The sequence below is a fragment of the Streptococcus suis genome (genome assembly GCF_002960425.1).
GTDB classification, from domain to species: domain Bacteria; phylum Bacillota; class Bacilli; order Lactobacillales; family Streptococcaceae; genus Streptococcus; species Streptococcus suis_S.
In genome coordinates this window covers 1-24,329 of record NZ_POIZ01000039.1, presented here as the reverse complement: position 1 = coordinate 24,329, position 24,329 = coordinate 1, and the positions used below count along the sequence as shown (strand labels likewise).

Annotated in this window: 22 protein-coding genes; all 22 read left to right on the top strand. The window is 43.2% G+C overall.

Annotation, left to right across the window (positions count from 1 at the left end):
• Nucleotides 1–17: 17 nt before the first annotated feature.
• Nucleotides 18–1,424, top strand: coding sequence for a F0F1 ATP synthase subunit beta (gene atpD / locus C1G57_RS04580; RefSeq protein ID WP_105113937.1), 1,407 nt, complete (start codon nucleotides 18–20; stop codon nucleotides 1,422–1,424).
• A 10-nt stretch (nucleotides 1,425–1,434) separates the two neighbouring features.
• A complete protein-coding gene (locus C1G57_RS04575) occupies nucleotides 1,435–1,851 on the top strand; it encodes a F0F1 ATP synthase subunit epsilon (RefSeq protein WP_105113936.1) in 417 nt (138 codons plus the stop codon).
• 67 nt (nucleotides 1,852–1,918) lie between these two features.
• Nucleotides 1,919–2,143: a DUF1146 family protein gene (locus tag C1G57_RS04570; protein WP_105113989.1), complete on the top strand. Its 225-nt coding sequence runs from the start codon at nucleotides 1,919–1,921 to the stop codon at nucleotides 2,141–2,143.
• Nucleotides 2,144–2,166: 23 nt separating this feature from the next.
• Nucleotides 2,167–3,450, top strand: coding sequence for a UDP-N-acetylglucosamine 1-carboxyvinyltransferase (gene murA / locus C1G57_RS04565; RefSeq protein ID WP_105113935.1), 1,284 nt, complete (start codon nucleotides 2,167–2,169; stop codon nucleotides 3,448–3,450).
• Complete coding sequence (locus tag C1G57_RS04560; protein ID WP_105113934.1) at nucleotides 3,443–3,634, top strand: DNA-directed RNA polymerase subunit beta; 192 nt, start codon at nucleotides 3,443–3,445, stop codon at nucleotides 3,632–3,634. Before murA ends, C1G57_RS04560 begins: the two co-directional genes overlap by 8 nt.
• Nucleotides 3,635–3,663: 29 nt before the next feature.
• Complete coding sequence (locus tag C1G57_RS04555; RefSeq protein WP_105113933.1) at nucleotides 3,664–4,500, top strand: DNA/RNA non-specific endonuclease; 837 nt, start codon at nucleotides 3,664–3,666, stop codon at nucleotides 4,498–4,500.
• Nucleotides 4,501–4,693: 193 nt separating this feature from the next.
• Nucleotides 4,694–6,247: an MFS transporter gene (locus C1G57_RS04550; protein WP_105113932.1), complete on the top strand. Its 1,554-nt coding sequence runs from the start codon at nucleotides 4,694–4,696 to the stop codon at nucleotides 6,245–6,247.
• 62 nt (nucleotides 6,248–6,309) lie between these two features.
• Nucleotides 6,310–7,338 (top strand): sugar kinase, encoded by a 1,029-nt coding sequence (locus C1G57_RS04545; RefSeq protein WP_105113931.1) that lies wholly within the window; start codon nucleotides 6,310–6,312, stop codon nucleotides 7,336–7,338.
• A gap of 15 nt (nucleotides 7,339–7,353) precedes the next feature.
• Entirely contained in the window at nucleotides 7,354–9,153 is a 1,800-nt protein-coding gene (gene uidA, locus C1G57_RS04540) for a beta-glucuronidase (RefSeq protein WP_105113930.1), read from the top strand.
• Nucleotides 9,154–9,198: 45 nt separating this feature from the next.
• Nucleotides 9,199–9,915: a FadR/GntR family transcriptional regulator gene (locus C1G57_RS04535; RefSeq protein ID WP_105113929.1), complete on the top strand. Its 717-nt coding sequence runs from the start codon at nucleotides 9,199–9,201 to the stop codon at nucleotides 9,913–9,915.
• A 121-nt stretch (nucleotides 9,916–10,036) separates the two neighbouring features.
• Entirely contained in the window at nucleotides 10,037–10,657 is a 621-nt protein-coding gene (locus tag C1G57_RS04530; protein WP_105113928.1) for a bifunctional 4-hydroxy-2-oxoglutarate aldolase/2-dehydro-3-deoxy-phosphogluconate aldolase, read from the top strand.
• A gap of 1 nt (nucleotide 10,658) precedes the next feature.
• Complete coding sequence (uxaC, locus tag C1G57_RS04525) at nucleotides 10,659–12,059, top strand: glucuronate isomerase (RefSeq protein WP_105113927.1); 1,401 nt, start codon at nucleotides 10,659–10,661, stop codon at nucleotides 12,057–12,059.
• Between the two features lie 13 nt (nucleotides 12,060–12,072).
• Nucleotides 12,073–13,173 (top strand): mannonate dehydratase, encoded by a 1,101-nt coding sequence (locus C1G57_RS04520; protein ID WP_024398210.1) that lies wholly within the window; start codon nucleotides 12,073–12,075, stop codon nucleotides 13,171–13,173.
• A 1-nt stretch (nucleotide 13,174) separates the two neighbouring features.
• The gene (locus C1G57_RS04515; RefSeq protein ID WP_105113926.1) at nucleotides 13,175–14,014 is read left to right on the top strand and encodes an SDR family oxidoreductase; all 840 of its coding nucleotides are present in this window, start codon (nucleotides 13,175–13,177) and stop codon (nucleotides 14,012–14,014) included.
• Nucleotides 14,014–14,814: an HAD family hydrolase gene (locus tag C1G57_RS04510; protein ID WP_105113925.1), complete on the top strand. Its 801-nt coding sequence runs from the start codon at nucleotides 14,014–14,016 to the stop codon at nucleotides 14,812–14,814. Before C1G57_RS04515 ends, C1G57_RS04510 begins: the two co-directional genes overlap by 1 nt.
• A gap of 46 nt (nucleotides 14,815–14,860) precedes the next feature.
• On the top strand, nucleotides 14,861–16,651 hold the full coding sequence (locus C1G57_RS04505; protein ID WP_105113924.1) for a glycoside hydrolase family 3 protein: 1,791 nt from the start codon (nucleotides 14,861–14,863) through the stop codon (nucleotides 16,649–16,651).
• A gap of 10 nt (nucleotides 16,652–16,661) precedes the next feature.
• Entirely contained in the window at nucleotides 16,662–18,386 is a 1,725-nt protein-coding gene (locus tag C1G57_RS04500) for a glycoside hydrolase family 3 protein (protein ID WP_105113923.1), read from the top strand.
• 456 nt (nucleotides 18,387–18,842) lie between these two features.
• A complete protein-coding gene (gene pheS / locus C1G57_RS04495; protein WP_044677533.1) occupies nucleotides 18,843–19,886 on the top strand; it encodes a phenylalanine--tRNA ligase subunit alpha in 1,044 nt (347 codons plus the stop codon).
• Between the two features lie 316 nt (nucleotides 19,887–20,202).
• On the top strand, nucleotides 20,203–20,724 hold the full coding sequence (locus C1G57_RS04490; protein ID WP_105113922.1) for a GNAT family N-acetyltransferase: 522 nt from the start codon (nucleotides 20,203–20,205) through the stop codon (nucleotides 20,722–20,724).
• A gap of 1 nt (nucleotide 20,725) precedes the next feature.
• Entirely contained in the window at nucleotides 20,726–23,125 is a 2,400-nt protein-coding gene (gene pheT / locus C1G57_RS04485) for a phenylalanine--tRNA ligase subunit beta (RefSeq protein WP_105113921.1), read from the top strand.
• A gap of 54 nt (nucleotides 23,126–23,179) precedes the next feature.
• Complete coding sequence (locus C1G57_RS04480; RefSeq protein ID WP_105113920.1) at nucleotides 23,180–23,446, top strand: DUF2087 domain-containing protein; 267 nt, start codon at nucleotides 23,180–23,182, stop codon at nucleotides 23,444–23,446.
• A 164-nt stretch (nucleotides 23,447–23,610) separates the two neighbouring features.
• On the top strand, nucleotides 23,611–24,329 hold a 719-nt coding region (locus tag C1G57_RS04475; protein ID WP_161941104.1), incomplete at its 3' end, for a transposase.

Here is a 24,329-nt window from a genome sequence, read left to right as displayed (position 1 = left end):
GAAATAGAGGAAATAGAATGAGTTCAGGCAAAATTACTCAGGTTGTCGGACCAGTTGTAGACGTTGCGTTTGCAGCAGAAGATAAACTTCCTGAGATTAACAACGCACTCGTTGTATATAAAAATGATGATTCCAAGCAAAAAGTTGTGCTTGAAGTTGCTTTGGAACTTGGTGATGGCGTTGTTCGGACCATTGCCATGGAATCAACTGATGGATTGACTCGTGGCATGGAAGTCCTTGACACTGGTCGTCCAATCTCCGTTCCAGTCGGTAAGGAAACTCTAGGGCGTGTCTTCAACGTCTTGGGAGATACCATTGACCTTGATGAGCCTTTCCCAGCTGATTTTGAACGTGAGCCAATTCATAAAAAGGCACCAGCTTTTGATGAGTTATCTACATCAAGCGAAATTTTGGAAACAGGTATCAAGGTAATTGACCTCCTAGCACCCTATCTAAAAGGTGGTAAGGTTGGTCTCTTCGGTGGTGCCGGTGTTGGTAAGACCGTTCTTATCCAAGAATTGATTCATAACATTGCCCAAGAACACGGTGGCATTTCTGTATTTACCGGTGTTGGTGAGCGTACTCGTGAGGGGAACGACTTGTATTGGGAAATGAAAGAGTCAGGTGTTATTGAAAAAACGGCCATGGTATTTGGTCAGATGAATGAGCCACCAGGTGCCCGTATGCGGGTTGCCCTTACTGGTTTGACCATTGCGGAATACTTCCGTGATGTGGAAGGTCAGGATGTTCTGCTCTTCATCGACAATATTTTCCGTTTCACGCAGGCTGGTTCAGAAGTATCTGCTCTCTTGGGTCGTATGCCGTCAGCCGTTGGTTACCAGCCAACACTTGCTACGGAGATGGGACAATTACAAGAACGGATTACCTCAACCAAGAAAGGTTCTGTTACATCTATTCAGGCTATCTATGTGCCTGCCGATGACTATACGGACCCTGCCCCAGCGACTGCCTTCGCTCACTTGGATTCAACGACTAACTTGGAGCGTAAATTGACCCAGCTTGGTATTTATCCAGCAGTAGATCCTTTGGCATCCTCATCTCGTGCCCTTTCTCCACAAATCGTAGGGGAAGAACACTATGTAGTTGCTATGGAAGTCAAACGTGTTCTTCAGCGTTACCAAGAATTACAAGATATTATTGCTATTCTTGGTATGGATGAATTATCTGACGAAGAGAAGACCTTGGTTGGTCGCGCACGTCGTATTCAATTCTTCCTATCTCAAAACTTCAACGTTGCTGAGCAATTTACAGGTATGCCAGGTTCTTATGTGCCAGTGGCTGAAACAGTGAAAGGCTTTAAGGAAATCTTGGACGGTAAACATGACCATCTACCAGAAGATGCCTTCCGAAATGTCGGTTCGATTGAGGATGTAGTCGCAAAAGCTGCAAAAATGAGATTCTAAGAGGTGGCCTATGGAACAAATGACTGTTCAAATTGTGACACCGGATGGAATGAAATATGACCACCATGCAGCCTTTGTCTTGGTAAAGACAGTTGAGGGGGAAATGGGAATCTATCCTGGGCATGAGGAATTGATTGCCGTTTTAGAAATTGATGAAATGAAAGTTCGTCGTGTTGATGATGAAAATCACGTGGACTGGATTGCAGTCAATGGTGGGATTATTGAAATCAATAAAAATATGATTACGGTAATTTCGGACTCAGCAGAGCGTGAGCGTGATATTGACATCAGTCGTGCAGAACGAGCTAAGTTGCGTGCCGAAAGAGAGCTTGAAGAAGCTTATAAGGCCCACAATGCTGATTTGGAAAAACGTGCTACAGTTGCACTTCAAAGGGCCATTAACCGTATTCGAGTTGGTAAACATTAACACACTAAAAGAGATGGGATTGGACTTGGTTCAATCTCATTTTTTGTTTTCATGGTATAATGAAAATATGATTATTTCAATTTTACAATTTTTTAGTCACATACTGTTTATCTATCTGGCCCATCATCTTTTGGTGACAACAGTTGACTGGTCACGGTGGTTAAAGGTTACAGGAGAAAATCAGCAGAAAATTAACCTGCTCATTCTCTTTTTAGCCATTGCTCTGGGCTACCTGGTATCCAACTTTTTCTTGGAATTGTTGGTGGTGGGGCGCTCATTTGCAAGTATGTGATTTAAGTAAGAAAAGGATAGTAAATGGACACAATTATTGTTAAAGGTAGTAAAACTGGCTTGAAGGGTCAGGTAGAAATCGAAGGTGCAAAGAATGCTGTTCTGCCTTTATTGGCAGCGACGGTATTAGCTAGTCAAGGACAGACCAAATTAACTCAAGTGCCTATTTTGTCAGATGTCTATACCATGAACAATGTCGTTCGTGGTTTAGGAGTTCGGGTCAAATTTGACGAGGAAACAAAGACTATAGCTATTGATGCAACAGGTAAACTTGGTAGCGAAACACCTTATAAGTATGTAAGCCAGATGCGTGCTTCTATTGTCATTCTGGGGCCAATTTTGGCTCGCAATGGTTATGCTAAGGTATCCATGCCGGGTGGGTGTACCATCGGTAGTCGTCCAATTGATTTGCATTTGAAGGGCTTGCAGGCACTTGGTGCCAAGATAAAGCAACGTGCGGGTTATATTGAGGCGAGTGCAGAGAAATTGCAGGGGGCTCATATCTATCTTGATTTCCCAAGTGTTGGGGCTACGCAAAACTTAATGATGGCTGCAACGCTTGCTCAAGGTACGACTGTTTTGGAAAATGCTGCGCGGGAACCAGAAATCGTTGACTTGGCTATTCTCCTCAATAAAATGGGTGCCAAGGTCAAGGGTGCTGGTACAGAAACCATTACCATTACAGGTGTTGACCAGCTGCATGGAGCTGAACACCAAGTAGTACAAGACCGAATTGAAGCAGGGACCTTTATGGTGGCTGCTGCAATGACAGGCGGAGATGTCTTGGTCAAGGATGCTGTCTGGGAACACAACCGTCCTCTCATATCTAAGATGCTAGAAATGGGTGTTGAAGTGACAGAAGAAGAAGGGGGCATCCGAGTTCGTTCGCAAGTGGATAAACTTAAACCCGTAACTGTAAAAACCTTGCCTCATCCAGGTTTCCCAACAGATATGCAGGCTCAATTTACAGCCCTTATGGCAGTTGCTAAGGGGGAATCAACCATGATTGAAACAGTATTTGAAAATCGTTTCCAGCATCTAGAAGAGATGCGTCGGATGGACTTGCATTCGGAAATTTTGCGTGATACAGCTATCATTACAGGTGGTCAGACCTTGCAGGGTGCTCAGGTGATGTCAACGGATTTGCGGGCAAGTGCAGCTTTGATTTTGGCTGGTTTGGTCGCTGAAGGTGAAACGATTGTTGGGAAATTGTCCCACTTGGACCGAGGTTATTATCGGTTCCATGATAAATTGGCAGGACTTGGCGCTGACATCAGACGTGTAAGTGGAGAAAGTGAAAATGTTTAAGGAAAATCTGAACTATGTTGGAAAAAATCTGCTTTTGGTTGCTATCGTAGCACTTTTAGCCCTACTGGTTTTTGCTTTAGGACTTATGGTAGGCTATGGTGTCATTGGTGATGGGGATAATTTGTTTGCAGTCCTATCCCCTGCAAAATGGCAGGATTTAATCAATAAATTTACAGGAAAGTAGGGTAACCTACTTTTTTGATGGGAGATTTTATGGCGAAGAAAAATGTAAAGAAACAGGCTATGAGCCTACTAAGTTTGTTAGCTACTATTGTTGTAGTTGGTGGTGGCTACTTTTTAAATAATACGAGCAGCGACAATGCTGCAAACTATTCTTATTATGTCAATCAGTCGCAAGCAAGCGAGTTTACACCTAGCCAGGAGCTGGCTAGTTCGGTATTGACGGAGAAAGTAAGGAAACAACTTGGGAATTCCATTGAATGGAATGGAGCTGGAGCTTTTCTAATCAACGGCAATAAGACTGATTTAGATGCTTCGGTCGCTAGTGCACCTTATGGGGATAACAAGACTAAGACAGTGCAGGGAGAAACGGTTCCAACCGTAGCCAATGCCCTATTGGCTAAGTCAACACGTCAGTATAAGGATCGTGAAGCAACTGGTAATGGGCGTACATCATGGACTCCTGCTGGCTGGCACCAAATTCATGATTTGCCAGGGGAATATGATCATGCAGTTGATCGTGGACATCTGCTTGGCTATGCTTTGATTGGTGGTCTAGCTGGATTTGATGCCTCAACAAGCAATCCAAAAAACATAGCGGTTCAAACAGCCTGGTCTAACCAAGCCAATGATCCTACCTCAACAGGTCAGAATTACTTTGAAACCTTGGTACGAAAAGCCTTGGACAAGAACAAGCGTGTCCGCTACCGTGTTACCCTAATCTATGCAGAAAACAATGACTTGATTCCAGTAGGAAGCCATCTAGAAGCAAAAGCAGCTGATGGTAGCTTAGAGTTCAATGTATTTGTCCCAAATGTGCAGAGTGGCTTGAGTATAAACTACCATAGTGGGGAAATCCATGCTAACTAGGCGAAAAGTTCTCAGATGATTTAATATTTTTAAATTGGAATATATCAGACGATTTTTTACAAATAATCGTCTTTTTTTGTCTATTATTAAAAAATTTTACAAAAACTATTGACAAATCATCAGATGAATATTAGAATATACTTAAAGAAAACGCTTACGATTTTATCGTAGAAAAATTTAGGAGGACTTTCCGATGGAAAAACATGTTGAGCAACGTGTCGAAGACGTTACTTATAACAAGGCTAAATTATGGCAGATTATATTGTTTGCAATGAATAATTCGTCGACCAATATCTACCTAGTTGCCTTCACTTTTGTGACATATTTATCGACAGGGGTACTTGGTTTAGCAGCGCTATTTGTTAGTCAGCTCATGGGATATATTCGTATCTTCGATGGATTTATTGATCCATCAATTGGTGTTCTCATTGACAAGACTGATACTAAGTTTGGTAAGTACCGTCCAATCTTAGTTTTAGGGAATATTATTACAGCTTCCTCACTCTTTATGATGTTAGGCTTAAGTGGAGTTAGCGAAAATTTGCGTCTACCATTGTTCCTAGTTGTTTTAATTATTCATAAAATTGGTTATTCATTGCAACAAACGATTACCAAAGCAGGGCAAGTTGCGCTTACCAATGATCCAAAACAACGTCCGATTTTTAACATTGTTGATGGTATCGCCACAACTGTGTTAATGACTGGTAGTCAGGTTGTTGTGTCTGGAACCTTGGTTCCAAAACATGGTGGGTTTACCCCGGGATTCTTCCAAGAGTTATTCCTTGGTGTAGTCATTATTTCAGCTGTTCTGGGTATTCTTGCTATTATCGGTATTTGGGAGAAAGACAATAAGAAATACTTTGGTCTTGGTGAGAAGACACAAGAAACTAAGTTGAAAGACTACTGGAAAGTTATCAAAGGAAACAAACCTTTGCAGGTTCTTTCAATCTCTGCAGCTTTTGTAAAATTTGTTGCTCAACTGTTTGGAGATTCCGTTATCGGGGTTATGCTGTATGGTATTATCTTCGGTGACTATGCTCTTTCTGGAAAAATGTCTATGCTCTTGATTTTGCCAGGTATTCTTGTAACAGTTGGTGCAGCGCAATTGGCTCGTCGGAAAGGTTTGCGTTTTGCATATGTAACGGCCCTTCAACTGGGAATTACAGGCTTGATTATTCTTGCTGTTATGCTTCTGTCTGCTGAACCTGGAATGTTAGATTTAACGAATTGGAATCTCTATACAATCGGATTCTTTGTTGTCTATATTGTTGCACGCTATGCATCTAGTGCTCCATCTGGCTTAGTATTGACCATGGGTGCAGATATTACAGACTATGAAACTTCAGTATCTGGTCGTTACTTGTCAGGTATGATTGGGACTATCTTCTCATTGACGGACTCAATTGCTTCTTCATTTGCTCCGATGGTGGTTGGTTTTGTATTAGCAGCTATTGGATTTGGCAAAGAATACCCAACTGTTGAAACTGCCTTCTCTACAGATTTGAGAATGGCCTTGATTGTCCTGTTGACAGTGATTCCAGTAGCGGTTTTGAGCCTATCCTTGTTCTTGATGAAATTCTACAAACTAGACCGTGAAGAAATGGCTCGTATTCAAGAGAAAATCCATGTTATGAAAGCGGCTAAAGATGAAGAACGTGTGCGTGCGATTGCGAAAAACGTTCCATTATCTGATATGGATTATGTTGATGTAACTAAGTACAAAGTAGACCAGTACGATGGTAAGTAATAAGTAACAAATAACTGACCTAGTTGGAGGATTCCAGCTGGGTCTTTCATCTAGGAGGCGGTATGAAGAAAATTTTGGCTTTTGGGGAAGTTTTATTGCGACTATCTCCTCCTCATTATCAGACCTTAACACAGGCATCTAGTTTAGAATGTCAATTTGGTGGCTCAGAGTTGAATGTCTTGGCTAGTTTAGCCCAGTTGGGGCATTTAGTTGAGTTGGTGACGGCACTGCCTAAGAATGAAGTGGGAAAAATGGCAGAACACTTTCTCTTTGCACGGCAGATTGGACAGAAGCATCTGATTCGAAAAAAAGGAAGGCTTGGACTTTATTACTACCAAAAAGGTTTTTCGCTTAGGCCTAGTCAGGTGACCTACGACCGTGATTATTCTGCCTTTAGCTTATCCAAGGAAGAAGAGTATGATTTGGAAGGCATGTTTGACGGTATCGATTGGTTTCATGTCAGTGGTATAACGGTCGCTTTGAATCCAAATATTTATCGACTGGCCTTTCGTTTGATGGAAATAGCAAAGGGGCAGGGTGTTAAGGTTTCCTTTGACTTGAATTATCGCGAAAGTTTGTGGTCTTCTTTTGAAGAAGCGAGGGAAAAACTATCTCCCTTTGTGCAATTGGCGGATGTCTGCTTTGGCCTAGAGCCTATTCAACTTTTAAATGAATCTGGAAAAGATCTGAAGGATGAATTGGGACTAGAACGTCCTTATGAAGATAAGGATACCTTGCTGAAGGTTGTTAAAGGATTAGCAGAGAACTATTCTTTGCAGGGTCTTGCTTTTACCCAGAGGGAAATGACCTACAATAATGAATATTTGTTGAAGGCATACTTGTATCAAGATGGTATTCTATATGAAACGGAAAAAGAATCCATTCAAGTTTTGGACCGTGTTGGGACAGGGGATGCTTTTACAGCAGGAATTATTTTTGGCTATTTACAGGAAAAATCTCCACGGGAAATACTCGACTTGGGGATGGCTAGTTTTCAATTCAAACATACCATTGAAGGGGACATTAATGTCATCAGTCAATCAGATATTGATTTGCTATTGAAAAAAGGGTCACGTGAAATAAAACGATAGAAAGAAGGAAAAAGTATGTTGTATCCGATACAAACAAAAACACGCTCAGTCTATTCCTTAAATGGAATATGGAAATTTAAGCAAGGGAACAATGATGTTCATACTCTGTTAGATACAGATGAAGTAATGGTTGTACCGAGTTCTTTCAATGATCTTGTTGTCGATAAAGCAAAGCGTCGTTTTGTCGGTGATAATTGGTATGAACTCACGGTGGCTCTTCCTGTCGTATCAGCTGATGAAGAGTTGGTTGTGCGTTTTGGTTCGGTGACGCATCAGGCAAAAGTCTATGCAGATGGTCAGCTAATCGGGGAGCACAAGGGTGGTTTCACACCTTTTGAATGCTTGATTCCCTCAAACTTATACGATGCTGACCAATTCCGTTTGACAGTCTGTGCCAATAATGAGTTGAATTACACAACCCTTCCAGTAGGGAATTATAGCGAAGAAGTGGATGAGAATGGTCAAGTTGTGAAGACAGTCAAGGAAAATTTTGACTTTTTCAACTATGCTGGTATTCAGAGAACCGTACATCTCTATAAACGTCCCCGAAATAGGATTGAAGATATTGTTATTCGGACGGAGCTAAATCAAGATTTGACTCAGGCGGTAGTGAATGTTGATGTGAAGACAGTTGGGCAGTACGATTCCATCCGTATGTCTATTTTAGATCAAGAGGGGCAGGAACTAGGTCTTCTTGAAAATGGACAAATGGTCATTGAACATCCACGCCTTTGGGAGGTCTTGGATGCCTATCTCTATACTGCTAAAGTTGAATTAGTTGACGGAAAAAACTTGCTCGATACCTACTCAGAACAATTTGGTATTCGTAGTGTAGCAGTTGAAAATGGGCAATTTTTCATCAACGGAAAACCTTTCTATTTCAAGGGATTTGGTAAACATGAAGATACCTTTATTAATGGTCGTGGTTTCAATGAAGCAGCCAATCTGATGGATTTGAATTTACTGAAAGATATTGGTGCTAATTCCTTTAGGACCTCCCATTATCCCTATTCTGAGGAAATGATGCGTTTGGCAGATCGTTTGGGAATTGTCGTCCTTGATGAAGTGCCTGCAGTCGGTTTGTTCCAACAATTTAATGCTGCCTTGAATTTGACTGGGGAATCTGAAGAAGTAAAAAGCACCTGGGAAGTTATGCAAACCAAGGAGGCTCATGAGCTGGTGATTGATGAATTGATAGCACGTGACAAAAATCATCCATCCGTAGTGATGTGGGTCGTCGCCAATGAGCCAGCAGGGCATGAAAAAGGTGCGCGTGCATACTTTGAACCTCTGATTCAGCGCATGAGGGACAGAGATCCTTCTAAACGTCCTGTAACCTTGGTCAATATTATGACAGCCACACCTGACAAGGATGAGGTTATGGATTTGGTCGATGTTATCTGCCTTAATCGTTACTATGGCTGGTATGTTGCTCATGGTGACTTGAAGACGGCGGAGAAGGGCTTGAGACAGGAATTAGAGACCTGGCAAGGACTTTATCCAGACAAGCCGATTTTGATTACAGAATATGGTGCAGACACCTTGCCGGGCCTACATTCGATGTGGGATATTCCTTATACTGAGGAATTTCAGGTGGATTACTACGATATGAACCATCGCGTTTTTGACTCTATTCCGAATTTAGTGGGTGAACAAGTCTGGAATTTTGCAGATTTTGAAACTACAGTTGGTATCATTCGCATTCAAGGAAATCACAAAGGATTGTTCTCGAGAAATCGACAACCCAAGCAAATTGTAAGAGAAATTAAGAAACGTTGGACTGCCATTCCGAACTACCATTATAAGAGGAAATGAGCTATAATAGTAGCAAATAGAAAGTTGTAATGGAGGACCAAGCACATGGCGAAACCCTTGGTAGAAAAAGCATCAGAACGCTTATTGGAATTGATTTTGGAAAGAGGATATGAAGTTGGAGACAAGCTCCCAAATGAGTATGAATTGGCCCAAGATTTAGCGGTTGGCCGTTCGACTGTTCGTGAAGCTGTTCGGAGTTTGGCTACTCGAAATATTCTGGAGGTACGCCAAGGGTCAGGAACTTACATTAGTTCCAAAAAAGGAGTATCTGAGGATCCTTTAGGTTTTTCTTTGGTCAGAGACCGTGTGAAGTTGACGACAGATTTGTTTGAAGTGCGGTATTTGCTTGAACCGAGAATTGCGGAGCGTGTTGCACAGTTTGCCTCGGATGAAGATATTGCAAGGTTGGAAGACATTGTCGTAGCTATTGAAGATGCGGTAGCTGCTGGAGATTCGAAACATCTGGAATTGGATGTACAATTCCACTGTATGTTAGCTGAGATGAGTGGGAATCTGGCTATGACAAGTCTCATGCCTGTCATTAATCAATCTATTCATCTGATCAATGAAAATTATTCAAATCGTCAGATGAAATCGGATAGTTTACAGGCCCATAGGAATATCTTAATGGCTATCAAACAACGCCATCCTGTTGCGGCCTATGATAGCATGCTAGCACATATTATAGCAGTAAGACAGGTTGTGTTAAGTGAATGGTTCGATAAAGATATGACCATGCATGGTCTCAATGATCATAAATAGAAATAAAAAATATACTGCCCAGAATAATTTTCTGGGTATTTTTTGCATTTTCCTTGACAAATCATCTGATGAATTATATACTATATCTATAAATGACAACGCTTTCTAATTGGAGGTCAAGATGTTAAGACAATTAAAAGAAAATTATTTTTTTGCAGTGATTCGCGGAAAAGATGAAAACGATGCGAAAGAAATCGCTCGCCATGCGATTTTGGGAGGTATTCGAAATATTGAGATTACATTTTCGACTCCAAATGCAGCGACAGTTATCAAAGAATTACAGGAAGAGTTCTCAGACGATTCTTCCGTAGTCATTGGTGCAGGAACTGTAATGAATGTATCTCTCGCACAAGAGGCCATTGATGCTGGTGCTAGTTTCCTGGTTAGTCCCCATTTTGATAGGGAAATTCAAGACTTGGCACAAGAGGCTGAGGTGCTCTATTTCCCAGGCTGTGCAACTGCAACAGAGATTGTCACAGCCAGTCAAGCGGGATGTCCTATTATCAAGCTTTTCCCTGGTGGCGTGTTGGGGCCTGGATTTATCAAGGATATTCACGGCCCGGTGCCTCAAGTGGATTTGATGCCTTCAGGTGGCGTATCAGTTGATAATGTTGCAGATTGGAAAAAAGCCGGTGCTTGTGCTGTTGGAGTCGGTTCGGCTTTGGCAAGTCGAGTACAGGCTGAAGGCTATGAAAGTGTAACGACGATTGCTCGCAGTTTTGTTGCAGCTTTGGAGGGATGAAATGAGTTTTAATGACAAAAATTTTATGCTAAAAAATGAGCCTGCTAAGGAGCTTTACGGGAAAATAGCAGAGCTTCCTGTCTATGATTTCCATTGCCATCTTGATCCGAAGGAAATTTTTGAAGATAAGGTTTATGAAGATATTGTTGATCTGTGGCTGGGGGGTGACCATTATAAGTGGCGCTTGATGCGGGCAAATGGTATCCCAGAAGAAGAAATTACAGGTTCAGCAAGTAAACTAGATAAGTTTAAAGCCTGGGCAAGAACCTTGGAACGGGCTTTCGGAAATCCTCTCTATCATTGGAGTCATTTGGAATTGCGACAGGTTTTCGATGTTGAAGAATTGTTGACCGCAGAAAATGCAGAGCGACTCTACCATCAGCTCAATGCTTATTTGCAAGAACATCAAGTTAGTCCACGTAAGCTGATTGCGGATGCTAGGGTGACCTTTATTGGGACTACTGACCATCCATTAGATACACTAGAATGGCATAAGCGCTTGGCTGAGGACTCGACCATAGATACTGTAGTGGCACCGACTTTCCGCCCAGATGAAGCCTTTATCGAGCATCGAAATTTCACTCCATTTATGAAACGCTTGGAGGAAGTAACAGGGGTAGCAGTAAGAGACTTTGCAAGTTTTGTAGAGGCACTAGGTCAGCGTGTTTCCTATTTTGCTCAACACGGTTGCCGAGCAAGTGACATTAGTTTTACGGCTATTTCATATGAAGAAGCAAGCCTTGAAGAGTTGGATGAAATTTTACTAGCACGACTTACAGGTAAAGAAGCTGGTCAATCCAGTATCAATAAATGGCAGACTGCTATCTTTAGAGAATTGTGCCGATTGTACAAGAAACATGGCTTTGTGACACAAGTTCACTTTGGTGCCTTACGGAACAACCATACCGGACTGTTTGAAAAACTTGGAGCAGATGTAGGTGTGGATTCGATTGGAGACCAGACATGTCTGACTGTGAATTTGAATCGTTTGTTAGATAACTTGGTCAAGGAAAATGCCCTTCCAAAAATGATTTGGTACAATCTCAATCCAAGTTACAACATTGCTCTGGCCAATACTTTGGCGAATTTCCAGTCCAATGAGGAAGGGCGCCGTAGTCAGCTACAATTTGGTGCTGGTTGGTGGTTCAATGATACCAAGTTGGGCATGATTGACCAGATGAATGCTTATGCAGAACAGGGCATGCTTGCCAATTTCGTTGGTATGTTGACAGATTCGCGTAGCTTTTTATCTTATCAACGGCATGATTATTTCAGACGCATTTTAGCGACCTATGTTGGTCAATGGATAGTTGATGAGGAAGTGCCAGAAGATTACAATCGTTTAGGCCAGTTTGTAGAAGCCATATCCTATTACAATGCCAAAGAATTTTTTGAACAATAAAGGAGAGTAAATCATGAAAATGTCATTTCGATGGTACGGGAAAAAAGATCCTGTGACACTGGAAGAGATTAAAGCAATCCCTGGTATGCAGGGAATCGTAACAGCTGTCTATGATGTGCCAGTTGGTCAAGCTTGGCCACTAGAAAACATTCTAGAACTGAAAAAAATGGTCGAAGAGGCAGGACTTGAAATTACTGTTATTGAATCCATTCCTGTCCATGAAGACATCAAACAAGGGAAGCCAAATCGTGATGCCTTAATCGAAAACTATAAAACATCCATCCGTAATGTCGGGGCTGCAGGTATTCCAGTTGTATGCTATAATTTCATGCCTGTGTTTGACTGGACCCGTTCAGACTTGCACCACCCACTTCCAGATGGTTCAACTTCTTTAGCTTTCCTTAAATCTGATTTGGCAGGTGTTGATCCTGTGGCGGATGATTTGAACTTACCGGGTTGGGATTCGTCCTACTCCAAGGAAGAAATGAAGGCGATTATTGAAAATTATCGTCAGAATATCTCTGAAGAAGATTTATGGGCGAATTTGGAGTATTTTATCAAAGCGATTCTACCAACGGCTGAGGAAGCTGGAGTCAAAATGGCCATTCACCCTGATGACCCTCCGTATGGAATTTTTGGATTGCCACGTATTATTACTGGTCAAGAAGCCGTTGAACGATTTTTGAATCTCTATGATTCAGAACACAATGGAATTACCATGTGTGTCGGATCCTATGCTTCTGATCCGAAAAATGATGTCCTTGCCATGACGGAATATGCTCTCAAACGCAATCGCATCAATTTTATGCATACGCGCAATGTGACGGCAGGTGCTTGGGGCTTCCAAGAAACAGCACATCTGTCACAGGCTGGTGACATTGATATGAATGCTGTTGTTAAATTATTGGTGGACTATGACTGGGCTGGAGCCTTACGTCCAGACCACGGCCGCCGTATCTGGGGAGATCAGACGAAGACACCTGGTTATGGTCTGTATGATCGTGCACTTGGCGCAACCTACTTTAACGGTCTATATGAAGCCAATATGCGAGCAGCGGGTAAGACACCAGATTTTGGAATTACAGTCAAAACAGTTGGAAATAAGGAGAGCTAATATGTCACGTGTTATTGAGTTTAAGGATAAGGTTGTTGTTATTACAGGTGCAGGAGGCGTTCTCTGTGGCTATTTGGCAAAAGAATTTGCTAAGGCAGGCGCAAAGGTTGCGCTTTTGGACTTAAATGAAGCTGCGGCTCAGGTATTCGTTGATGAGATTGAAGCAGTAGGTGGTGTTGCAAAAGCTTACAAATCTAACGTTCTTTCTAAGGAAAATTTGGAAGAAGTTCGCCAGCAAGTCCTAGCAGATTTTGGCCCTGTAGATATTTTAATCAATGGTGCTGGAGGCAATAATCCCAAAGCAACAACGGACAATGAATTCCATGAGATTGGTCTGCCAGCTGAGACCAAGACTTTCTTCGACTTGGATGAGGCAGGTATCAACTTTGTATTCAATTTGAATTATCTTGGAACCTTATTGCCAACACAGGTCTTTGCACAGGATATGATCGGTCGTCCAGGTGCCAATATTATCAATATTTCCAGCATGAATGCCTTTACTCCTTTGACAAAAATTCCAGCCTATTCAGGTGCCAAGGCTGCTATTAGTAATTTTACCCAATGGTTAGCAGTCCATTTTTCAAAAGTTGGCATCCGTTGTAATGCGATTGCGCCTGGATTCTTGGTTACCAACCAAAACCGTGGTTTGCTATTTGACGAGTCAGGTCAACCGACCGCACGTGCCAACAAGATTTTGACCAATACACCAATGGGACGGTTTGGTGAAGCCGAAGAGCTGGTCGGCGGAGTCTTCTTCTTGGCAGACGAGAATTTGGCAAGTTTTGTCAACGGTGTTGTTTTACCGATTGACGGTGGCTTCTCAGCCTATTCAGGAGTTTGATGATGAAAACGGATTACGTATTTTGTGTGGACTCTGATGGCTGTGCCATGGACACCATGACCTACAAACATAAACTTTTTTTCGGCCCCTTAGCTGCGGAAGTTTTTGGTGTTGAAGATAAAGAACCGTTTTTAGCTGAATGGAATCGAGTCAATCTCTACTCACGAGAACGTGGCATTAACCGCTTTGTAGGCTTGGTTAAAGGTCTAGAATTTGCAGGTGTGACTGGTATAGATAACTTGAAAAATTGGGTTGCTACAACAGATTCTTTGTCAAATGCTTCTCTAGAAAAGTTGATAGAGGAGCAACCATCAAAAGACTTGGAATTAGCCTTAAAATGGTCCAATCAAGTCAATCAAGCCATTAAGAAGTATAGTGGTCCTGTTTTAGCCTTCATCGGCGTTCACAAGGGCTTGGAAAAATTGAGCCAGTTAGGAAAAGTCTACGTGGTTTCTTCTGCTAATAAAGAAGCAGTAGAAGAAGAGTGGACAGACCAGGGGTTGATGGACTTTGTTACAGAATTGTACTGTCAAGACCGTGGCAAGAAAGAAGATGTCATCAAACTGTTAATAGAGGAAGGGTATTGTCCTGATAAGATTATGATGATTGGTGACTCGCCTGGTGATTTGAAGGCGGCGGAATTGAACGGTGTCCATTTCTATCCTATTTTAGTAGGACGAGAGATGCAATCTTGGGCAGATTTGACAGAAACGATTGCAGATGAATTTGCTCATCAAGCATTCACAGGTGAGAAAGAAACAGAATTGATACAGGCATTTTGGAATAATTTAGACGACTAGAGAAGGGCTAGAGGCGCTATGCCCTCTAGCTTTTTTGGAGGCAAACATGACACATTTAGTAGATTTACGGAAGAAACCTTACAGCCTTGATGAAGAGGCTATTTCTTGGATTGAAGAAACCATTGCTCAGATGACCTTGGATGAAAAAATCGGTCACCTCTTTGTCAACATGGGTAGCCAGCGGACGGAAGAATATCTGACTGGAGTATTAAATGATTATAAGATTGCTGCTGTTCGTTACAATCCTGGACCTGCTGCAGATATTTGGGAGCAAAACTATATTTTGCAGACCAAGTCTAAAATTCCTCTCTTGATTGCAGCCAATACCGAATCTGGTGGGAATGGCGCTGTTACGGACGGAACGAAAATTGGGGATGAAATCAAGATTGCTGCGACAGCCGAACCTCGCTATGCTTATGAAATGGGGAAAGTTGCAGGACTTGAAGCAGCTGCGGTAGGCTGCAATGCCTCCTTTGCACCGATTATGGACCTAAGCCGTAATTGGCGCAATCCAATCATTGCAAACCGAACTTGGGGAGCTAATGTAGACCAAGTCATTGAATTATCCAAAGAATACATGCGTGGCATTATGGAGCATGGCATTGTGCCGTTTGCTAAGCATTTCCCAGGCGATGGTATTGATGAACGTGACCATCATCTCTCTTTTGCTTCGAATCCCATGACCAAGTCTGAATGGATGGAAACATTTGGACGGATTTACGGTGAAATGGCTGACGCAGGTCTTCCAGGTATCATGGCTGGACATATTCATTTGCCAAATGTTGAGAAAGAAATGCACCCAGAACGTGAATTGGATGACATGTTACCAGCTTCGCTGAATAAAACCCTCTTGGATGAATTGCTTCGTGGAGAGTTAGGCTACAATGGAGCCATCGTCACGGATGCCAGTCACATGATCGGTATGACTGCTTCTATGTCCCGTCGTGAGCTATTGCCTACAGCTATTGAAGCAGGTTGTGATCTTTTCCTTTTCTTCAACGATCCAGAAGAAGATTTGCAATGGATGAAAGAAGGATTGGAAAATGGTCTGCTTTCTGAGGAACGCCTCCATGATGCTCTTCGTCGTACCTTGGGCTTGAAAGCTAAACTTGGTCTTCACTTGTTTGAAGGTCGTCGTCAGGAAATCATGTTACCAAAAGAAGAAGCACTGGCTTTGATTGGTAGAGATGAGGCGAAACAGCTTGCAAAAGAAGTAGCTGACAAGGCGATTACCTTGATAAAAGCCAAACAAGAAGGAATTTTCCCAGTCAATCCAGAACGCTACAAACGGATTTTGTTGGTAGAAGTAGATGGCTATAAGGGTGGTTTTGGCGCCGTGATCAATGCTGGCAAGAAGAGAGCAGCCGATACGCTGAAAGAACTATTAGAAGCTCGGGGACACCAAGTATCCATCTGGGAAAACACAGAAGCACGGATTGCCAAATTGCCAGAAGAAGAAAGACCAGCAGCGATTGCAAATGTCTATGCTTCCAAGCGTCCAATTGCCGAAATCACAGATAACTATGATTTGATTATCAATTTAGTCGATGTCAACTCAGGAGGAACAACTCAGCGGATTATTTGGCCAGCTGCCAAGGGAACACCAGACCAGCCTTTCTATGTTCACGAAATTCCAACCATTGTTGTTTCAGTTCAGCACCCATTTGCACTTGCAGATATGCCACAGGTTGCAACCTATATCAATGCCTACGATGGCTTGCCTGTCACTTTAGAAGCCTTGGTTGCTAAACTAGCAGGAGAGTCAGCCTTTACAGGAGTATCGCCTGTTGATGCCTACTGTGGTTTGCTAGATACACGTATTTGGCGCGGAAAATAAGGAGGAAATAATGCCTAGATTGGTTGATTTGCGGAAGAAACCCTATTGTTTGAATGAAGAGCAGATTGCTTGGGTAGAAAACACCTTGGCTCATCTGACAGATGAGGAAAAAATCGGTCAACTGTTTGTCAATCTATTCTTCTTCGGAGGGGATGCCTTTAGTGGAAATAATCTGAGTAATCAGGAATTGATAAAACGATACCACATAGGTGGCGCCCGTTATATGAATGGCAGTCCAGAACAGGTACAAGGACTGATTAACGAGTTGCAAAGCTATTCAAAAGTACCTCTCTTGGTTGCAGCGAACTGTGACTCAGGTGGAGATGGAGCTGTGAAAGGAGGGACCTATATTTCTTCAGGCGCTCAATCTGAAGCCAGTCGGGATCCTCGTATTCCCTACCTAGCAGGTCTCGTATCTGCGCGCGAGGAGACTGCATTAGGTGTAAATGTCAACTTTGATCCTTGCGTGGATATTGTTCAGAACTGGCGCAATACCATTGTCAATACCAGAGCCTACGGCACAAATGCGGATGATGTTATTGCTTATACCAGTGCCTATCTAGAAGGATTGACTGCTGAAAGAGATGTTATTCAATGTATCAAGCATTTCCCAGGAGATGGTACAGAAGAACGTGATCAGCACCTAGTCCTCGGTGTCAATGAACTCTCTCCAGAAGAATGGGACAAGAGTTTTGGTCGTGTCTATCGTCATCATATTGAAGCTGGTGTTGAGATGATTATGGCGGGTCATATAGCCTTGCCATATTACCAGAAAGAACTGAATCCAAGTTTGATGGACGAAGACATTTTGCCTGCAACCCTGGCTCCCGAATTGATCCAAGATTTATTGAAAGAAAAACTGGAATTCAATGGCTTGGTCATAACAGATGCCAGCCACATGTTGGGTATGACAGCAGCCATGCGTCGTGAAGACTATGTCCCCGCAGCTATTGCTGCGGGTTGTGATATGTTCTTATTCTTCAATAACTTAGAAGAAGATTTTGAATTCATGCTCAATGGCTACCGCAAGGGAGTGATTACTGAGGAACGCCTTCATGATGCTCTCCGTCGCATTTTAGGTCTGAAAGCCAAACTCAATCTGCATATCAAGCAAGCGGAAGGAACCTTGCTAAAATCAGCTGATGAATTGGCTATTATCGGCTGTGAAGAACACTTGGCTTGGCAACGTGAAGCAGCAGATAAAGCAATTACGTTGTTGAAGGATACCCAGAAAAATCTTCCAATTAGTCCAGAAACCCATCGCAGAATCCGTTTGTATTACCTAGAAGGTGAAAAAGAAGGCATTATGGCGGCAAGTACAGAAGTGGTTGATAACCTTAAAGCTGCCTTGGAAGCGCGTGGTTATGAAGTGACTGTCAATGATGGTACGACTCGAATCAAAGGTAAAACGCTGCAATACCGAGAAGAAGTTGATTTAGCCTTGACTGTTGCCAATGTCATTGGATATGGAGCGCAGAATAATTACCGCATCCAGTGGAAAACGGCCATGTCCAATGAAGTTCCTTGGTATGTACATGAAGTTCCAACCATTTTCGTTTCACTAAACTATACAACTCACCTTCACGATGTTACCATGGTCAAAACTGCTGTCAATGCCTACCATCATAATAAAAACACGATTGAATCCCTCCTTGATAAATTAGAAGGAAAAGATGACTTCTATGGTGTGCCAAATGAGAATGTTTGGGCCAATAAATGGCAGGCAAAACTATAAAACTAAACTCCTTTCTATCCTAGATAGAGGGAGTTTTTCTAGGGATATTTATTGCCAAACTTTCTTATTTTTGATAGAATATTCTTAATTGAATAGAAGTCTGTGAGACTAGTACACCTATGGAAACTGTCCAGGGAGTTGAGCCGTGACTGTAAGCTCAATCAGTGAAAGTTGGTCGAATTCACTCACACAAGGACTTAGAACCTGTATTCACAGTTCAGCACTTCCATCTAAGGCTAGTTTCTCAGCTACTCATCGTTAGTTTTTTTCAAAATACAGTCAGTATTCCCTCAAAAAACTGCCTTGATTAGCGAAAAACTATCTCTTATGTGCAAGCACTTTACTTGTGAATACAGGTTCATAGAACTAAGGTCTGCCTAGCAGATGAAAACGGATGGTACCGCGTGACAACGCTCCGATACGAGTGGTGTCATGCGTTTTTTTATTGGAGGAATTATGTCAAATATTGAACAACAGTTGGCCGATTTGCGCCAAACGACACTAGAAAAGCTAAAAGAAATCCAGCACCAGGGAGAAAAAGAACTACAAGACCTGCGTGTTGCGGTTTTGGGTAAAAAAGGGTCCTTGACTGACTTGTTGAAAGGTTTGAAAGACCTATCTAACGAAATGAAACCAATCGTTGGTAAGCAGGTCAATGAAGTGCGTGATGTGCTGACGGCTGCTTTTGAAGAAACAGCTCAGAAGGTTGCGGCAGCAAAAATCCAACAACAATTAGCATCAGAAACTATAGATGTGACCCTGCCAGGTCGTCAGGTCAAGGTTGGAAAACGCCATGTCTTGACTCAAACTTCTGAGGAAATCGAAGATATTTTCTTGGGCATGGGCTTCCAAATCGTTGACGGATTTGAAGTGGAAAAAGACTACTACAACTTTGAGCGCATGAATTTGCCAAAAGACCACCCAGCACGTGATATGCAGGATACCTTCTACATCACAGAAGAAATCCTTATGCGGACCCATACCTCACCTGTTCAGGCGCGTACCATGGACCAGCATGATTTCTCAAAAGGTGCCTTGAAGATGATTTCGCCAGGACGTGTTTTCCGTCGTGATACGGACGATGCGACCCACAGCCACCAGTTCCACCAGATTGAAGGCTTGGTTGTCGGTGAAAATGTATCCATGGGTGACCTCAAAGGTACGCTTGAAATGATCATCAAGAAAATGTTTGGTGAAGAGCGTCAAATTCGTCTCCGTCCATCATACTTCCCATTCACTGAGCCTTCTGTTGAGGTGGATGTTTCCTGCTTCAAGTGTGGTGGTGACGGCTGTAACGTATGTAAGAAAACAGGCTGGATTGAAATCCTCGGTGCCGGCATGGTCCACCCACAAGTATTGGAAATGAGTGGGATTGACTCAACCAAGTACTCTGGATTTGCCTTCGGTCTTGGTCAAGAACGGATTGCCATGCTTCGCTACGGTATCAACGACATTCGTGGTTTCTACCAAGGTGATGTACGCTTCTCGGAGCAGTTTTAATCCGATACTCATAAATGGTGCTGAAGCACCTATTTATGAGACAACAGTCGCTATGGCGAACTGTCTAATCGTCTCACTAGTTCTAAGGTTGAAAAAATATCGTTTTCAACCTTAGAACGTCGTAATCTCGCACTATTTAAGGTGTGGGAATCGCTGCTCTGCGACTTTCCTAGCTACCTTACTAGGCTTTCAAGCAAAAAATATCGTTTTGCTTGAAAGCCGTCGTAATCAGATAAAGTTAGTAGACTGTTGATTGAGAGAAAGGGGAGCCGCTCTAGCAGTTTACTTAACCCAGTTAGAAATGAGAGGCAATGAGATGCAGATTGATCCTATACGTTTGGATGAGGTTTCTGTTTTGCAGGAGCTAGCTAAGCAGACTTTTGCAGAGACCTTCGCTCACGATAATGACCCGAAGGAGCTGGAGGCTTTCTTCGAGGAGGCTTATTCCGTGGAGGTTTTGACAAGGGAATTGTCTGATCCCAATTGCCAGCATTATTTTTTAAGAGTTGATAAACAGATAGCTGGTTATCTTAAGCTCAACCAAGGCCCTGCCCAGACGGAGCAGGAGTTGGAAAATGCCTTTGAAATCCAACGTATCTATCTCTTGCAGGCTTTTCAAGGTCGCGGTCTTGGGAAGGTCTTGTTTGAATTTGCTTTGGAAAAAGCAGAGCAGTCTAGTTGTGACTGGGTCTGGCTGGGAGTTTGGGAACACAATTACAAGGCTCAGCAATTCTATGTAAAATACGGATTTGAAAAATTTGGCCAGCATGAATTTGCGGTCGGTGATAAGATTGATGTGGATTGGCTATTAAAACGGCCTTTGCACCAGAAAGGATAATATGTTAGTAAGTTACAAATGGTTAAAAGAACTCGTTGACTTTGATGCGACAAGCCATGACTTGTCTGAAAAAATGTCAACAACAGGGATTGAAGTAGAAGGGGTTGAGCAAAAGAGTGCTGGCCTGTCTAAGTTGGTTGTTGGGCAGGTTGTGTCTGCTGAGCCAATTCCAGATACCCACCTCAACATCTGCCAGGTCAATGTGGGTGAGGAAATCACGCAAATCGTTTGCGGAGCTCCAAATGTCAAGCCAGGCATCAAGGTGATCGTCGCTCTGCCAGGAGCTCGTATCGCTGGCAACTACAAAATCAAGAAAGGCAAGATCCGCGGAGTTGAGTCCTTGGGGATGCTCTGCTCATTGAGCGAAATCGGCGTGTCCGACTCTGTGGTACCAAAAGTCTATGCGGACGGAATCTACCACCTGCCTGAAGATGCAGTCGTGGGTGAGCCAGTCTTTTCATACCTGGACATGGACGACGAGATTATCGAGCTGTCCATCACACCAAACCGTGCCGACGCTCTCTCTATGCGTGGCGTGGCTCACGAAGTGGCAGCTATCTATGACAGCAAGGTCAACTTCAAGCCTGTTGTCTTGGAAGAAAGCGACAAGAAGGCCAGCGATGTGATTGAAGTGGCTATTGAGTCAGACAAGGTGACTGCCTACACGGCCCGTGTCATTGAAAATGTGACCATCGCACCAAGTCCACAGTGGTTGCAAAATCTGCTCATGAACGCAGGTATCCGCCCGCTTAACAACGTGGTTGACATCACCAACTACATCTTGCTCTACTTTGGTCAGCCAATGCACGCCTTTGATTTTGACAAGTTTGACGCTAAGAAAATCGTGGCTCGCCAGGCAAAAGAGGGTGAGAACTTGGTAACTCTTGACGGCGAAGAACGTGACTTGATTACCGATGATATCGTCATTTCCGTTGCGGACAAGGCGGTTGCTCTAGGTGGTGTCATGGGTGGTGCCAATACAGAGATTGACAATAGCTCTAAGACCGTCGTGCTGGAAGCGGCCCTCTTTGATGGCAAGTCTATCCGCAAGACCTCAGGTCGCCTCAACCTTCGGTCTGAGTCCTCTTCTCGCTTTGAAAAAGGCATCAACGTAGCAACTTTGACGGAGGCTATGAACACAGCGGCTGCTATGATTGCAGAGCTGGCTGGCGGTCAGGTCTTGTCTGGCATCGTTTCTGCGGGTAGCGTGGACACATCGGATGTCCCAGTCACAGCAACCATTGATTACGTTAACCGCTCGCTCGGGACCAACCTCGACTATGCTCAAATCGCAGACATTTTCCGTCGTTTAGGTATGGAAACAACTGGCGATGCAAGTCAGTTTACAGTCGCAGTACCACGTCGCCGTTGGGACATTCGCATTCCAGCGGACTTGGTAGAGGAAATCGCTCGTATTTATGGTTACAATAATCTGCCGACCACTCTTCCGAAAGAGGACGGAACAGCAGGTGAGTTGACCCTGACCCAGAGCATCCGTCGCCAAGTTCGTAGCCTGGCAGAAGGTGCAGGTCTGACAGAAATCATTTCCTATGCCTTGACAACGCCAGAAAAGGCTGTGGAGTTTGCGGCTCGTCCAACCACTGTGACCGAACTCATGTGGCCAATGACCGTTGACCGCTCAGCCCTCCGTCAGAACATGGTGTCTGGTATGTTGGAAACAGTGGCCTACAACGTGGCTCGTAAGAACAAGAACTTGGCTCTCTACGAAATTGGTAAAATCTTTGAACAGTCTGGCAATCCAAAAGAAGACCTGCCACAAGAAATCAACAAGTTTGCCCTTGTCTTGACTGGCTTGGTAGCTGAAAAGGACTTCCAAACACCAGCTGTGCCTGTTGATTTCTTCCATGCCAAAGGAATTTTGGAAGCTATCTTTGCTCATTACAAGTTGGCAGTTGACTTTGTGGCGACTAGTGAGATTGCAGCCTTGCACCCAGGTCGTACAGCTGAAATCCATTTGAATGGGGCTGTGATCGGCTTTGTCGGTCAGGTACATCCTCAAACGGCTAAGGACTACGGTATTCCTGAGACCTATGTGGCTGAAATCAATCTGGATGCGATTGAAGAAGCTCTCCAGCCTGCTCAGCCATTTACCGAAATCTCCAAATTCCCAGCGGTTAGCCGTGATATTGCCCTGCTTTTGAGCAGTGATGTCAAGCATCAGGATGTCCTGAATGCTATTGCCGGTGCTGGCGTCAAACGCTTGACCAAGGTGACCCTCTTTGATGTCTATGCGGGCAGCAATATTGAGGCTGGCAAGAAGTCTATGGCTTATAACCTGACCTTCCAGAATCCTGCGGATAGCTTGACGGATGAGGAAGTGGCTAAGTACATGGAGAAAATTAGTAAGTCGCTCGAAACACTTGGAGCTGAGATCCGTTAATTTGTAAATCTTATCAAATCCTAGCCTGCGGGCTAGGATTTTTGGGAGGGAAATATGAACACTCAAGATATTCACGAAAAATTTTTCCGAGATGCGAAGTTGCTTGTCATTCCGAAAAAGCTGAAAAGTAAGCAGGTCTTGTTTGCCTACTTGCAGGAGGAATTGGCTAAGAAGGGCTCGACATTTACAGAAAAAGATGTCAATGCCTTTCTAGCTGAGATCTATGACGATTATGCTATTTTAAGACGTTACTTGGTAGATTATGGCTACCTATCGCGTGATCAGTATGGTTTGGAATACAGAATAGAAGAACAGAACTGATGTCATCGAGTAGAGAAAGGATGGTAATCTGATTTTATCAAGAGGATGGGCAAAAACTAGCCGCTCACATATAAAAAAACGAGCAATTCCAATTAGGAGTTGCTCGTTTTCCATTTCATGCTTTATAATTATAATAACGACAAAACAACTAGAAAGGCATGAAAATGTATAAACAGTATAACACAAATCAGTTAAGTTTGGAATTAAATATTGCTTGGGATTTACCTGCAACGCATGAGGCTCGTCTGATTAGTCAGTTTGTGGATACTATTCCTTTATCCGTTCTGTTAGAAGAAACTTCCCACACAGGTCGTCCTGCCTTTCATCCAGCCATGTTGCTCAAAATGACCCTATTTGCCTACGCTCGTCAGGTCTTCTCTGGTCGGAAAATCGTTCAAATGAATGAAGAAGTTATCCCTATGAAATGGCTGAGTCAGGATACCTATGTCTGTTATCGGACCATAAACAGTTTTCGGGCTAGCACACACGCCAATCAGCTCATCAAAACTGCCTTCATCTACTTCACCCTCCTCCTCAGAGAGAATGGCTTGATTGAAGATGAGGCTCTCTTCATTGATGGGACTAAGGTAGAAGCTGATGCCAACAAGTATTCTTTCACATGGAGAAAGGCCGTTAAACGCTATGAAGATGCCTTGAATGGAAACATTTCAGCCCTCTATGACAAACTAGTCCAAGAAGGGGTGAATACTGCCTTGTCCAAGGAAGAATGCCTCACTAGCGAGGGACTAAACCAACTCCTACAAGAAACCGAACAAGTATTGGACGAGGTGGAAGAAGCTATCTCACAAGAGCCTAAAGTCATCAAAGGTGGATCAGCCAACAAACAGAAACGAAGAAGAATTAAGAAACTCAAGAGAAAGTT